This is a genomic window from Bacillus thuringiensis (assembly GCF_001182785.1).
GTDB classification, from domain to species: Bacteria; Bacillota; Bacilli; order Bacillales; family Bacillaceae_G; genus Bacillus_A; species Bacillus_A thuringiensis_S.
Window position 1 is genome coordinate 178,636 of sequence record NZ_CP012099.1, and the last position, 14,421, is coordinate 193,056.

Below are 14,421 nucleotides of genomic sequence, written 5' to 3' on the forward strand. Positions count from 1 at the left end.
TTTTTTACATTATGAAAGAGGAAAATGCGCTGTACTTGACGTATGTTTATGATGTAACTATAATTGTTACGATTCAGTGTATATAGGAAAGGGTGAATTGAAAAAGTGAATGAAGTTAATCACGAAATATATAAACCTGTAAAGGCAAACAGGTTATGGATGATTCTTGTATTAGGAACACTTACGGCGATTGGGCCATTATCTATTGATATGTATTTGCCTTCATTACCGAAGTTAACGGATGACTTGCAAACAGGTGCATCCCTAGCGCAGCTTACATTAACAGCTTGTTTGCTTGGGTTGTCAGTAGGACAATTATTTGTTGGCTCAATTAGCGATATTTACGGAAGACGCAAACCACTTATTATTGCTCTTATTATTTATATTGCTTCTTCTTTACTTTGTGCTGTTGCGCCATCTATTTGGACATTAGTATTATTGCGCTTCCTACAAGGAGCTTCAGGATCAGCCGGGATTGTTATATCACGTGCAATGGTACGTGATATGTACTCAGGTTCTGAAATGACGAAGTTTTTCTCACTGCTTATGTTAGTAAACGGAGCAGCACCTATTTTGGCACCAATCATTGGAGGGCAATTATTACAGTTTACAACGTGGCGCGGTGTTTTCATCGTTCTTGGAGCAATTAGCGTATTCATGTTAATCTCAGCTACTTTTGTATTGCGTGAAACATTACCTCCTGAAGAAAGAGAAACGGGTGGTTTGTCAGGGACTTTGGCGACGTACGGAAAATTGTTAAAGGACCGTCTGTTTATGGGATATGCATTGTCACAAGGATTAGTAACAGCGGCAATGTTTGCATACATTTCGGGCTCACCATTTGTGTTGCAGAACATATACGGAGCATCGCCACAGCAATTTAGTTTATTCTTTGCGATTAACGGCATCGGTATTATTATTGCTAGTCAGATAACGGGTCGTTTAGCGGGGAAAGTGAATGAGAAGACATTATTTGTTGCTGGTATTATTATCGCAGCTGTTGGTGGCCTATCTTTACTACTGACAATCGTACTAGGAATAGGTTTAATCGGTGTTTTATGTTCGTTATTCCTTGTTGTATCAAGTGTCGGGGTGGTATCAACAACTGGGTTCTCATTAGCGATGAGAAATCAAAAACAAGCTGCAGGAACAGCATCAGCTTTATTAGGCTTATTACAGTTCATTTCAGGAGCGCTTGTTGCACCTCTAGTAGGTATTGGTGGGAGTAATACAGCGTTACCGATGGGTGTTGTTATTGCGCTTTGTGAAGTAGGAGCAGTATTATGTTATCTATTTATGGCCAGAAGAAGTGAGAAGCAGTTTGAACTGCAACAAAGACAAAATTTAGAGGCTTAACAAAAAAGAACTGATTCAAAGGGAATGTTTGAATCAGTTCTTTTTTTCATTTTTTTGAAATACCTCATACATATTATTCATGATCGTATCATATAAAACAGCAAGTTTATCCCACACCCAGCGATTACTATCGACTTCTTTTTCCCCGCAGTCGATAATATCGGTATGGTCCGTAATTTTATACGCTTTTTTAACGATAATAGGAGCAATCTTCGGTATACGTGGGATTTCTTTTAAGATATCTGCGAAGTTTCCAATGTAGACATGACCGATGATTTCGATTGTTAATGATTTATCCGATATATTTAGCACGGTATGAAATTGATTTGTATGTTGTTGTTTTAAATATTGAGCTAACTTAAATGGAGCATGCTTCTTCTTTAATACGCGGCGAAGGCTCTCTGTATTTTCGATATGAAGTGATTTTTCGCGAATAAGGACACGAATATCTTCTCCCATAAAAGGCATTGTGTTGTACATAGATGATTCTCCTTAAAAACTTACATATGTTTGCGTTATGCATATGTAAGTCTAGCATGGTTTGTTCTTTATGTGTGCTTACAGTTTTGTAAGGTGATGTAGTAAAGCATTGCAAAAGTTATTTGTATAAAGTGACGATACTGTGACAAACATGTTGGTATATATATTACGATGTCGTCTTAAGTGTAAAAAGTAGGGCGTTCTCGGTATAATAACAAGTGGAGATAAAAGAAACTATAATGAGTAATAGCTGTAGATAAAAGGAGAAGAAGAGATGAAGAAGGTTTTGGGTATTGCTGTAATGGGAAGTATGCTCCTTCTAGCAGGGTGTAATGGAAATAAAGATACGAAAGAAACGAAAGAAAAGGTAGAGCAATCTGCTGAACAAACAGAAGAGATGAAAGAATACCTTGCAGTACATGAAAAATACGATATAAAAATGAATAAAGAAATTAATAAAGCACTGCAGTTATTTGAAGTGGCAAAAGAAAAGGGCGGTAAGGAAATAACGAATGCTACATATAAAGAAGATGTGCAAAAGGTAACAACGAGCATGTTAGAAGATATTGATCATATACGTAAAGAAATTCGTGTGCCGAAGTCGAAAGAGCAAGAACATGAAGTATATGTTGGTTTCTTGAATGAATCGGAACAAGCGATGAAAAAATTACAGAAGTTAGCTAAAGAAGAAGATTCATCGTTGATTCGTGATATAGAAATTAATTTTGCAACAGCATCGACATACTATAAACGTTTTCAAGCAGAAACGAAAAAATAACCTTGCCTGTGCAAGGTTATTTTTTCTTCTTACCATCTCCGTCTGCATCCTCGGATACTAATATATTCTGTTCTTCGTGAAATTCGGAAATAGTTTGCCCGGTAATATTATCGAAAGGGGTATAAGAAAGAAGTGATACGTTTCTTTTTAATAAAGAGTTTATAGAAGCCGATGATGACAAGTATAACGATAGTTAAGGATAATCCTATAGTAGCAAGAAGTAAGGGATCCATCTTATAACTCCTTTAACATCATTTCTTGTTATGATAAGCCGAAAACTGTAATTTCGATAAAAGAATTAAAAACTGATTTTTCTAAATTTATCCAATTTGATTGACTTTTCAATTTTTCAGAATTATAATTCGAAATATACAATTTGAACCAAATAATAATATAGCAATTTACTTATCCAGAGAGGTAGAGGGACTGGCCCTATGACACCTCAGCAGCGGGTTCTGTAATAGGAACACCGTGCTAATTCCAGCAAGCAAGTCTTGAAAGATAAGTGATGGGCCTTTGTTTGTTAAGCCTTGATCTTATTTTTTAAGATCAAGGCTTTTTGTATTCTAAAAAGAGAAAAGGGAGTAATGGAAAAAGTACATTCATAAAACAAAGTAAATTCATGTGTTTAGGGGGTTATTGAAGTGTATGTAATTAAAAAATTATCGGTTATGGTGTTCACACTATGGGTTATTACGACAGTGACATTTCTAATTATGCATATTATTCCGGGAGATCCATTTTCATCAGATGCAAAAATCTTTCCTGAAGAAGTGATCCAAAACATGAGAGCGAAGTATCACCTTGATGAACCGTTATGGAATCAATATGTTGCTTATTTAGACGGTGTAGTTCATTTTGATTTTGGTGAATCTGTTCAATCAACCGGGCAAGGTGTATCAGAAATTATAACAACTGGCTTTGGTCCATCAGCAATTATTGGTCTACAAGCACTTGTTATTTCATTGTTGGTAGGAATTGCGGCAGGGACATTTGCTGCTCTATATCATGGGAGAGTAATTGACTATAGTGTGAGTTTGCTCGCAATTCTAGGTATTTCTATTCCAAGTTTTATTTTAGCACCACTATTTATACAAGTATTTGCTATCCAATTTGAGTTTTTACCAGTAGCCTCTTGGGGAACATTCGAACATACGGTATTGCCATCCTTTGCATTAGCGTTAGGGCCAATTGCAGTTATTACAAGGTTTGTTCGTTCTAATATGATCGAAGTACTGCAGAGTGATTATATTAAGCTAGCAAGAGCAAAAGGTATACCAATTAAGAAGATTATTATAAGACATGCTCTTCGAAATGCGATTGTTCCAGTACTTACATTTGTGGGACCGTTAATGGCTGGACTTTTAACAGGGACTTTCGTTATTGAAAAAATCTTTTCAATTCCTGGCCTAGGAAAATATTTCGTAGATAGTATTTTTAACCGAGACTATCCGGTGATTATGGGAACAACGATTTTCTATAGTGCATTATTAATTGCTTGTATTTTCATTACAGATATTATTCACCGCATTGTTGATCCGCGTATTCGTTCTATTACATAAGGAGGGGGGATATTTAAATGGGAGCTTATGAAATTAATGAACAGTTATTAACGAAAGAAGAGAAAAAAGAATTAACGATAAATAAAAATCAGCAAACGATTAGCAGAAAGAAAGAAGTGTTTCGTAAGTTTATATCGAATCCAATCGCAGTGTTAGGAACAGTGACGTTATTGCTAATTATTGTTTTCTCGCTTATTGGCGAAAGTTTAACTTCATTTACTGCGAGTGAACAAGTAAAAGAGGCAACAAATTTACCGCCGAGTAGTGAACATTGGTTTGGAACAGATGATCTAGGGAGAGATATTTGGGCACGTACTTGGGCTGGTGGGAAGATTTCACTAACAGTTGGATTAGTAGCAGCTGCCCTCGATATAGGGCTTGGTGTACTGATTGGTGGATTTAGTGGATATGTGAGAGGGCGTAATCGCCTTGGAACGTTAATTGATGAGTGGATTATAAGAGGAATTGAAGTATTATACGGCATCCCATATTTATTAATTGTTATTTTACTATTAATTGTTATGAAACCAGGTCTTTTCACCATTATTATCGCCCTTGCATTAACGGGATGGATTGGAATGGCTCGTCTCATTCGAGCACAAGTATTGTCTTTAAAACAACGAGAGTTTGTTATTGCAGCAGAGCGATTAGGTACATCACATATGAAAATTATATATGGGCATTTAATTCCGAATTTAACAGGGATTATTATCGTAAATTTATCATTTACAATTCCAGCAGCTATTTTTTCAGAATCATTTTTAAGCTTTATAGGACTTGGAGTACAATCACCAGCGGCAAGTTGGGGGACGATGACGAATGATGCACTTGGGACATTATTGAGCGGAGAATGGTGGCAGCTATTTTTCCCGGCAATCATGATTGCACTCATTATGTTCGCATTTAATGCAATTGGTGATGGTTTGCAAGATGCGATTGATCCAAAAATCGTCAAACGGAATCGAAAGGAGAAAAAACATGGCACAAATCTTATCTTTAGAAAACGTAACGTTAGCCGTTGAAAAAGAGAATAGTAAGCAAGCGATTGTGAAACATGTTTCCTTTTCTATTAACGAAGGTGAAATAGTTGCACTTGTAGGAGAAAGTGGTTCAGGAAAAAGTGTCACAGCACAATCCATTATCGGCTTGAATCAAGAATCAATTCATATTGATGATGGAAATATAGCTTTCCAAGCAAAGGAATTAACGAATTTACAAGAGTCAGAATGGAATCAAATTCGCGGAAAAGATATTTCCTTTATATTTCAAGATCCGCTTTCATCTTTAAACCCAACGATGAAGGTAGGCAAACAAATTACAGAAGTAGTTTTGCAACATGAGAAAAAATCGAAAAGAGAAGCAAAGGAAATTGCGATTAACTTGTTAACAGATTTAGGGATACATGAAGCAGAGAAACGCTTTGAACAGTACCCACATCAATTAAGCGGAGGTATGAGGCAGCGTATTTGTTTAGCAATTGCGTTTGCTTGTCATCCAAAGCTTGTAATTGCAGACGAGCCGACAACAGCGTTAGATGTAACGATTCAGAAACAAATTATGGGGCTATTAAAAGAAAGAAAAGAAAAACAAAATACGAGTATTTTATTAATTACACATGATTTGGCACTTGTACGTGAAGTAGCTGATCGAGTAGTTGTTATGTACGGGGGACGTGTCGTTGAAAAAGGAACGATACAGGAGGTAATAGGTTCTCCTAAACATCCATATACGAAAAGTTTATTACAAGCAATTCCGAATATGGATGATTCCGAAAAGGTATTACGTGCTATAGAAGGAACGACACCTTCCATTGAAACATTAAATAGCTTTGGTTGTCCTTTTGTAAATCGTTGTCCAGTAGCGATAAAAGAATGTATTCATCGTTTCCCAGAGAGAACAACATATTCTAAGGAGCATAGTTCACATTGTTGGCAGCATGTTCTAGAGCATAATAAAGCGAAATCAAAAGAGAAGGTGAATGCCTCATGACGACAGATTTAATTACTGTAAAGCAAGTAATGAAAACGTACGGAAGTAAAAGTAAAGAAATCACAGCGTTAAAAGACATATCACTTTCTATCCCGAAAGGAACAACACTTGGCATTATTGGTGAAAGTGGTTCAGGAAAAACAACACTTGGAAAGCTCATAGCAGGGATTGAGAGTCCAACGTCTGGTGAAATTGATTATAACGGTCAAGTCGTTCACAAGCTGAAGTCAGCTCATAAGCGAGAGTTTTTACAGAAAGTACAGTTCATTTTTCAAGATTCTACAGCTGCATTAAATCCGCGCTGGAAAGTACGCGATAGCGTAACGGAAGGTTATATTTCATTCGGTTTAGGTGATAAAGGGTTGAAGGATAAAGTAGCAGGTGATGCGCTAGAGCGTGTTGGATTAGATAGAAGATATATTGATCGATATCCGCATGAATTTAGCGGAGGACAACGTCAACGTATCGCTATTGCAAGAGCGCTATTATGTGAGCCAGAAGTATTAATTCTTGATGAACCAATTTCGGCATTAGACGTTTCATTGCAAATTCAAATTGTACATCTGCTGCAAAAGATTCAAAAGGAGCAAGGCTATACATATTTATTTATCGCGCATGATTTGCCGATGGTTCACTATTTATGTGAAAAAGTGGCTGTCTTATATAAAGGAGAACTTGTTGAATTTGGAAATACGGACGAAGTGTTCCGTAATCCACAACATTCTTATACAAAAACATTATTAGCATCAACACCAAAAATTTCGGGTTAAAGGAGAATGTAGGATGAAGAAGTTTTTACTGTTTGTCATTATGACTGTTTTAGCGATTACTTCGGTCGCTTGCGGTAAGAAAGAGACGCAAAAGGCGAGTGCCGGTAAGGGAGAAGGAGATCGATTAGTAACGAATATTAGTAGTGATCCATATACACTTGATTCTGCTATTGCAACAGATAGCACGTCAGGTTATATAATTGGGCAGTTGTTTTCAAGTTTATATACGCAAGATAGTGATGGGAAATATCAAAATGAATTAGCAGAGAAAGAAGAAGTAAATGCTGATGGAACTGAATATACAATCCATTTGAAGAAAGATATTAAATGGTCAGATGGTTCTCCTATTACGGCAAATGATTTTGAATTTGCATGGAAGCGATTGTTAAATCCGAAAACGGGTTCTATGAATGCGACAGAAATGTATTTCATTAAAGGGGCAGAGGCATATAATACTGGAAAAGGTGAAGAGGGACAAGTTGGTATTCAAGTCGTTGATCCTCAAACATTAAAGGTAACTCTTGAACATCCAGTTGCTTCTATTAAACAAAAATTAGCAAGCTCATTATTTATTCCATTAGCTAAAAAGTCGATTGATGATAATAATAAATTAAAAACAGATCCAAAAGAGTTAATTACGAATGGACCATTCACGTTAAAAGAGTGGAAGCATAACCAGGCTATTACAGTACAAAAAAATAAAGAATACTACGATAAAAAGGTAACTCTAAAAGAAATTGAGTTTCGTATTATTCCAGACTCTAAAACAGCGTATCAATTATTTAAATCAAAAGAATTAGATTTACTAAGTGGTTTACCACAAGAGATGATTGAAAAAGAAAAAGGAAATAAAGAATATAAGCGTGTTGCAGGATTCTCATCTTATATTTATTCGTTTAACGTAGAAAAAGAGCCGTTTACAAATGCGAAGGTACGTAAAGCATTTTCATTAGCGGTTGATCGTAAATTTATCGTTGAAAAATTGTATAAAAATAATGCGCAAGAAGCATATGCATTCGTTCCAGAAGGAGCAAAAACACAAAGTGGTCGTGATTTCCGTAAAGAAAAAGGTGATTATGTTAAATTTGATCCAGCAGAAGCGAAAAAATTACTAGAAGAAGGTATGAAAGAACAAGGGTGGTCTACATTACCTGAAGTAACATTAAAATTCACTACAGATACACAACATAAAAAAGTAGCAGAAGCAATGCAAGAAATGTTTAAGAAAAATCTTGGCGTAGATATTAAATTAGAAAATAAAGAGTGGAAGAGTTACATCGACACATACAAGCAAAGTGATTTCCAATTAGCTTATATGGGATGGGGCGGCTCTTTATTAGATCCAATTACTAAACTAGATTTATATGCAGGTGATGGTCCGAATAACTATGCAAAATGGCATAATAAAGAATTTGACGCTTTAGTAAAAGAAGCAAAAGTTGAACAAAACGAAGATAAGCGTTTTGACTTATTGCATAAAGCGGAAGATATTATGTTTACAGATTCACCATTAATCCCAATTATTTTCCCAAGTGCTTCATATTTACAAAAACCATCAGTATCTGGTGTTCAGTTCATTATCGGTTCTAGTCCAGAACTAAGATACGCAAAAATTAAAAAATAAAGAAGTAGGCAATCGCCTACTTCTTTATTTTATTTCTCTTTTGTATTCTTTTTTCGTTCCATCAGAGAAGACAACTTCTAAATCGAATTTTTGGTAGTCTTTATCAAGTTTGAACACGTTCGCTACTTGATCGATTACTTCTTGGTCAGGAGTATCTTTATCAAATTTTAATTCTTGTAGAAGTGGGCTTAATTTTGTGATAGCCTCATCTCCTGTTAATTTTACATCTGCTTTATGATCTTCAATTTTTGCTTCCATTTTTTTATCAGCTGCTACATTTTTATAGTCTGCTTCGTAGTCTTTCTTAGTATCTTGGTAGTCTGCCTTTAAATCGAATTCATTGAAATTTAGTTTTAAATCAGCAGGGGCTTCATTCTTTGCCTCTTCTGTAGTCTTTTTATTAGAAGTCGTGTCTTCCTTTGCAGGAGCTTTACATCCTGTTAATGCAGGTACTAGCATAAGAGCTAATAAAACTGATAGTAAAATTCTCATTATAAATTCCTCCTTATGTAAATTTGTTCTATACAAGTTTTTCCTAAAATCATGTAATTATGTATGTGTTGAAAATAAAATTTTGACTTGTAGCTTCAAGGATTAATCCGCAATTTAAATCAAAACTGATTTGTATGTATATGGTAAATTGAAGTTGTGAGGGAGGGACTAAAATGCATGAAGAATATAAAGAGATAATAAAAAAATCAATTGAATATATAGAGAATCACTTACATGAGGAGCTTACAACAGAAAGAGTGGCATCTCGCAGTGCGGTATCGATGTACCATTTTCATCGTATTTTTCAAAGGTATATTGGGATGAGTGTAACGGATTATATTCGAAAGAGAAGATTAACTCATGCTGCACAGGCTTTAGTATCGACTGAAAGACCTGTTATTGATATTGCAATGCAATATGGTTTTTCCTCACAAGAGGCCTTTACGAGAGCTTTTAAAAGAATGTTTCAATTGCCACCAAAGAAATATCGAAAGTACTTCCAGTCATTTTATATAGAAAGAGGAGAGGGTGTTTCAATGCAAAAAGGTATACCGAAAGGATGGATCTTAAGTGGAAGTCATCCTGCTGAATATGAGATGGGTTTAGATTATGAAGTTGTCCATCAAGGGAAAGTATCTGCATACATAAAAGCAAAAGAGAATGTTACGCATGGAGGATTTTCAACATTAATGCAAATGTTCCGAGCAGATAAATATGTAGGGAAGAGATTACGTTTTACAGCGTTTGTTAAGAGTGAAAGCGTAAGAGATTGGGCAGGATTGTGGATGCGAGTAGATGGAAAAGATACAGAACCGCTCGCTATGGATAATATGCAAAATCGCCCCATTAAAAATACGAATAACTGGCAATCGTACTCGGTTGTATTAGATATAAAAGAAGGAGCGCTTGGTATTGCATTTGGTGTTTTATTATCAGGAGAAGGTTGTGTGTGGCTAGATAGTATTCGATTTGATGAAGTGGATGGAAAAATTCCTTCAACAGATTTGGCTGAAAACTTTTATGAAACACTCCTAGAAGAGCCGGTAAATCTGCAATTTGAAGAGATAGAAAAGTAAGGAGAAAAGATATGTTCAAATATGTAAAACTCATAAGCATTAGTTTAGTAGTATCTTCTTGTATTATGGGGATTAACTATTTGATTAGCTATCTTTGGTCAGGGCATATACCTTCTTTGACGTGGAGAACATATTTGATGTTTGTGTTTATATTTATGATGCGTTTTGGTTCAATGCAAAAAGAGAGCTATGAAGAGAATTGATAATCTTTTTGTTTGCCTTCTTATTATTGATACGCAAATATTTATCACTAGATTAGGGGGATTTCCCGTAACAGACGGTTATCATACAATAATATTTGGTGAAGTTGATTGGGAGAGAAATATTATTGTATTATTACTTATTGTACTAGTTACAAAATGGGTAGCAGGAATTACCATAGGTATAAAAGGGATGGTAAAGAGAAGTAATTCTATAATTAAAGAAGCATAAAATAAAAAGGTATCCTTCAATTGGATACCTTTTTATTATTACTTATTATTTTGCAACTTCTGTCCACTTGTAGTTAAATTCACCGCCGAAGTCAGTTGTTACAAGTCCTTTAATGAAAGAGCGTTGTAAGTAAGAACGACCTTGTTGGTATAAAGGAGCGACAGCGCCGTCTTGTAATAGAATTTTTTCAGCTTGCTTCATTGCTTCAAAGCGTGCTTTTTCATCGCCAGCTAAATCTGTTTTCACTTTATGAATGAGCTCATCGTACTCTTTGTTAGAGTATTTATCGAAGTTATAAGCACTATCTGTTGTAAATAAATCTAAGAATGTAATTGGATCAGCGAAGTCAGGGCCCCAGCCATCAATACCAATTTCATAGTCACCACTTAACAGTAGTTTTAACTGCTGTTTACGTGGTTGTGGTTTTAAATTCACTGTTAATCCATCTAAGTTCTTTTCTAGTTCACCTTTTAAATATTCACCAGTCTTTTTAGCTAAAGCATTATCACTTGTTAAGAGTTCAATTGTTACTTTGTCAGTACCAAGTTCTTGCTTCGCTTTTTTCCAGTTTTCTTTCGCTGTTTTCACATCATCTTTCACTAGATTTCCATTTTCTTTACGGAAGTCGTTGCCATCAGGACTTTTTGCAAATTTCGCAGGAACCATTCCTTCAGCTGGAACAGCACCGTTATTTAAAATTGTTTCTACGTATGCTTTCTTATTCATTGCTCCGTTAATAGCAAGGCGTGCATGTTGATTTTTTAATGTTTCATTTTTTTGATTTAGTCGTAAAAATTGAATGCCAACTTCAGCGCGTTCTTTGAAGTTTGGATCGCCCTTATATTTATCAACAAACTCCGCAGTTAAAGCAACGCGATCAATTTGTCCTGAATCATATAAGTTAACTTCTGTAGACTTATCTTTAACGACATTGAAGTTGATTTCTTCTAATTTTACAGTTTTAGCATCCCAATAGTTAGGATTCTTCTTCAATTGGAAGCTTTGCTCATGTTTCCAGTTATCTAATGTGAAAGCACCGTTGTAAATTAAATGATTTGTTTCTAAACCGTATTTATTGCCTTGAGACTTTAAGTAATCTTCATTAATTGGTAAGAATGTTGAGAATGTCGTTAAGCTTAAGAAGTAAGGAACAGGACGGTCTAGTTGTACTTCTAAAGTTTTGTCATCAACAGCTTTAATACCTAATTGATCAACCGGTAATTGTTTTTGGTTTATTTGTTTCGCATTCTTTATATCGAAGAATAAGAATGCATATTCAGCTGCTGTATCAGGATTTACGGCACGTTGCCAAGCGAAGACGAAGTCCTTTGCTGTAACAGGAGTACCGTTTGACCATTTTGAATCACGCAGATGGAATGTATATTTTGTTTTATCGGGACTAATGTCGACCGACTCAGCAACACCAGGAATCGGTTTATTATCTTCTCCCATTGCATATAAACCTTCAAAAACATTTCGCATTACATTCATGGATTCCCCATCCGTTGCTTTTGCAACATCCATTGTTGGAATTTCTGAAGCGAATGATAAGTTAATTGCCTGTTTATCAGGTATTTTATCGTTTGCTTTCGCTCCGCTTGCATTATCTTTATTTCCCCCACAAGCAGTTAGTAATAGACTTGCCCCTAAAACAGATGCAACAACAGGTACAACTTTTTTCTTCATTGTTCGTTCCTCCCTAAATGTGTTGTTCGTAACGTCATAATGTCCATGTCTTGAAGTAGAGCTATAGAAGGAGATAAAACCTATTATAAATATTTGTTTATAGGTAATCAGGTGTTCTATATGTATATACATGTTGAGCTATAATCTATCGTTATATGTTTCAACGTAGTAGACATTATATTTTGATGGTGAAATATTTTGTTTCTTTGATTATTTAGAATATTAACACTGGAAAGAACTATATGTCAATAATAAAAATAGAATGTTAATTTCTTGGAATAATATATTAAAAAAGTAGATTCTCTTGTGTGAGAGAACCTACTTTTAATATATTTTGCTAAAAAAACAATTGGTGAGGGCTAATAATAAGTGGGGATGAAGAACCCCCACTTATTACGGTTTTACTTTATTTTTCAATTTTTGCCCACTTGAAGTTTAATTGACCTGCAAAGTCTACTTGTACAATTCCTTTCACATAAGAACGTTCTAAATAAGATTCGCCTTTTTGGTAAAGAGGAGCGATAACAGTGTCTTTAAATAATATTTTCTCGGATTCTAGTAATGCTTCCCAGCGAGCTTTTTCATCACCAGCTAAAGTTGTTTTCACTTTTGCTATTGTTTCATCGAATTCCTTACTAGAGTAATGATCTAAGTTATAAGGGTTATTCGTTGTAAATAGCTCAAGGAATGTAATTGGATCCGCAAAGTCAGGGCTCCAGCCATCAATTCCGATTTCGTAGTCACCTTTTAATAAAAGCGAAACTTGTTGCTTACGCGGTTGCGGTTTTATATTTACTGTTAAGCCATCTAAATTCTTTTCTAGTTGTCCTTTTAAGAATTCACCAGTTTTCTTATCAAGGTCAGCATCACTCGTTAATAATTCTAATGTTATCTTTTCAGAACCAAGCTCTTGTTTAGCTTTTTCCCATAACTTTTGTGCGGATTTTGTATCAACTTTTGTTAAATCGCCGTTTGCAGTACGGAAGTCTTTTCCTTCAGGTCCTTTTGCAAAGTTTTTTGGAACGAGACCAAATGTTGGTGTAGAGCCATCATTTAATAACGTATTTACAAAGGATTTTCTATCAATTGTTTGATCAATTGCTTGGCGTGCAGAAACGTTTTGAAGTACTTTGTTTTGTTGATTCATACGTAAAAATTGTACGCCTACGTTTGGACGTTCTTTAAAGTTGGCATCTTTTTTATATTTATCAACGAAGTCAGATGTTAGTTTTATACGGTCTAATTGTTTTGACTCGAATAAATTTACTTCTGTTGATTTTTCTTTTACGACGTTAAAATTGATTTCTTCTAGTTTGACAGTATCTTTATCCCAATAGGTAGGGTTCTTCTTAAATTTAAAGCTTTGTTCGTGCTTCCAATCGCTTAGTGTAAAAGCTCCATTGTACAAGATTGTATTATCTTCTAAAGCGTACTTATCACCTTGTGCTTTAAAGAATTCCTCGTTAATTGGTAGAAATGTTGGGAACGCTGTTAAGCTAATAAAATACGGAACAGGACGTTCCAATTCTACCTCAAACGTATGGTCATCAACTGCTTTTACACCAAGTTGGTCGGCTGGAAGTTCTTTATTGTTAATTTTTGTTGCATTTTTAATATCAAAGAATAGAAATGCGTATTCAGAGGCTGTTGCTGGATCTACGGCTCTCTGCCAAGCGAACACAAAATCTTTCGCTGTAACAGGAGTGCCGTTTGACCATTTTGAATCTCGCAGGTGGAATGTGTATTTCGTTTTATCGCCACTTACTTCATGAGATTTTGCAACGCCAGGGACAGGTTTGTTACCTTCACCAAGATTATACAAACCTTCAAATACGTTTCTCATTACTTGACCAGAATCAGTATCTGTAGCACGGGCCGTATCCATTGTTCGTATTTCAGTAGGTGAAGATAAATTTAAAACCTGTTTACTAGGTGCCTCGTCTTTTGCATTTGCTCCGCTTGCTTCGTTTTTATAACTACCGCAACCAGTTAATAAAATACTTACTCCTACAACTGATGCAATACCGGGTACAAACTTCTTTTTCATTTGATTTTCCTCCTAAATAATTAAGTTTGGATGATGATGAGGGAAATGAAAAATAAAAAATCCCTCTTTTCATATTGAGAAAGAGGGATTTTTATGTACAAGTTATGCACCCGTATATAAACGAAGTCC

Annotated in this window: 14 protein-coding genes, 1 pseudogene and 1 riboswitch; of the genes and pseudogenes, 10 read left to right on the forward strand and 5 right to left on the reverse strand. The window is 35.3% G+C overall.

Translation table 11 applies throughout. From position 1 onward, the window contains the following. The first annotated feature begins 96 nt into the window (after positions 1-96). Positions 97-1,356, forward strand: coding sequence for a multidrug effflux MFS transporter (locus tag AC241_RS01035; protein WP_224414082.1), 1,260 nt, complete (start codon positions 97-99; stop codon positions 1,354-1,356). Positions 1,357-1,389: 33 nt separating this feature from the next. On the opposite strand, the gene AC241_RS01040 is transcribed toward AC241_RS01035, so the two are convergent. Beyond that, positions 1,390-1,836 (reverse strand): hypothetical protein, encoded by a 447-nt coding sequence (locus AC241_RS01040; protein ID WP_050842407.1) that lies wholly within the window; start codon positions 1,834-1,836, stop codon positions 1,390-1,392. A 274-nt stretch (positions 1,837-2,110) separates the two neighbouring features. Here AC241_RS01040 and AC241_RS01045 point away from each other — a divergent pair, with 274 nt between their 5' ends. Further along, a complete protein-coding gene (locus tag AC241_RS01045) occupies positions 2,111-2,614 on the forward strand; it encodes a hypothetical protein (protein ID WP_029441438.1) in 504 nt (167 codons plus the stop codon). 16 nt (positions 2,615-2,630) lie between these two features. On the opposite strand, the pseudogene AC241_RS01050 reads toward AC241_RS01045, so the two are convergent. After that, positions 2,631-2,847 (reverse strand): annotated as a pseudogene (locus AC241_RS01050) (DUF3951 domain-containing protein). 169 nt (positions 2,848-3,016) lie between these two features. Further along, a riboswitch (SAM riboswitch) is annotated at positions 3,017-3,122 on the forward strand. A gap of 136 nt (positions 3,123-3,258) precedes the next feature. Here AC241_RS01050 and AC241_RS01055 point away from each other — a divergent pair. From AC241_RS01055 to AC241_RS01075, 5 genes are read left to right on the forward strand one after another with little or no spacing between them, the layout of a single operon-like run. Continuing rightward, on the forward strand, positions 3,259-4,176 hold the full coding sequence (locus tag AC241_RS01055; RefSeq protein ID WP_000289326.1) for an ABC transporter permease: 918 nt from the start codon (positions 3,259-3,261) through the stop codon (positions 4,174-4,176). Positions 4,177-4,193: 17 nt separating this feature from the next. After that, a complete protein-coding gene (locus tag AC241_RS01060) occupies positions 4,194-5,198 on the forward strand; it encodes an ABC transporter permease (RefSeq protein WP_016083992.1) in 1,005 nt (334 codons plus the stop codon). Next, a complete protein-coding gene (locus AC241_RS01065; protein WP_000057270.1) occupies positions 5,155-6,165 on the forward strand; it encodes an ABC transporter ATP-binding protein in 1,011 nt (336 codons plus the stop codon). The genes AC241_RS01060 and AC241_RS01065 overlap by 44 nt, the downstream gene beginning before the upstream one ends. Continuing rightward, positions 6,162-6,935 (forward strand): ABC transporter ATP-binding protein, encoded by a 774-nt coding sequence (locus tag AC241_RS01070; protein ID WP_016083990.1) that lies wholly within the window; start codon positions 6,162-6,164, stop codon positions 6,933-6,935. Before AC241_RS01065 ends, AC241_RS01070 begins: the two co-directional genes overlap by 4 nt. 13 nt (positions 6,936-6,948) lie before the next feature. Then, a complete protein-coding gene (locus AC241_RS01075) occupies positions 6,949-8,559 on the forward strand; it encodes a peptide ABC transporter substrate-binding protein (protein WP_029441439.1) in 1,611 nt (536 codons plus the stop codon). A 24-nt stretch (positions 8,560-8,583) separates the two neighbouring features. Here the strand turns inward: AC241_RS01075 and AC241_RS01080 are convergent, their stop codons facing one another. After that, positions 8,584-9,051, reverse strand: coding sequence for a YusW family protein (locus AC241_RS01080; RefSeq protein ID WP_016083988.1), 468 nt, complete (start codon positions 9,049-9,051; stop codon positions 8,584-8,586). A gap of 173 nt (positions 9,052-9,224) precedes the next feature. On the opposite strand from AC241_RS01080, the gene AC241_RS01085 reads away from it, so the two are divergent. The 3 genes from AC241_RS01085 to AC241_RS01095 are packed head-to-tail and all read left to right on the forward strand — an operon-like array spanning position 9,225 to position 10,559. Continuing rightward, positions 9,225-10,127, forward strand: a complete 903-nt coding sequence (locus tag AC241_RS01085; protein WP_029441440.1) for a helix-turn-helix transcriptional regulator — start codon at positions 9,225-9,227, stop codon at positions 10,125-10,127. A gap of 11 nt (positions 10,128-10,138) precedes the next feature. Then, positions 10,139-10,330: a hypothetical protein gene (locus AC241_RS01090; protein ID WP_050842409.1), complete on the forward strand. Its 192-nt coding sequence runs from the start codon at positions 10,139-10,141 to the stop codon at positions 10,328-10,330. After that, positions 10,317-10,559 (forward strand): hypothetical protein, encoded by a 243-nt coding sequence (locus tag AC241_RS01095; RefSeq protein WP_043937310.1) that lies wholly within the window; start codon positions 10,317-10,319, stop codon positions 10,557-10,559. Before AC241_RS01090 ends, AC241_RS01095 begins: the two co-directional genes overlap by 14 nt. 45 nt (positions 10,560-10,604) lie before the next feature. Here AC241_RS01095 and AC241_RS01100 read toward each other — a convergent pair whose 3' ends face one another. Both AC241_RS01100 and AC241_RS01105 read right to left on the reverse strand, forming a co-directional pair. Continuing rightward, the gene (locus AC241_RS01100; protein WP_050842411.1) at positions 10,605-12,245 is read right to left on the reverse strand and encodes a peptide ABC transporter substrate-binding protein; all 1,641 of its coding nucleotides are present in this window, start codon (positions 12,243-12,245) and stop codon (positions 10,605-10,607) included. 406 nt (positions 12,246-12,651) lie between these two features. Beyond that, positions 12,652-14,292, reverse strand: coding sequence for a peptide ABC transporter substrate-binding protein (locus tag AC241_RS01105; protein WP_050842413.1), 1,641 nt, complete (start codon positions 14,290-14,292; stop codon positions 12,652-12,654). Positions 14,293-14,421: the final 129 nt, after the last annotated feature.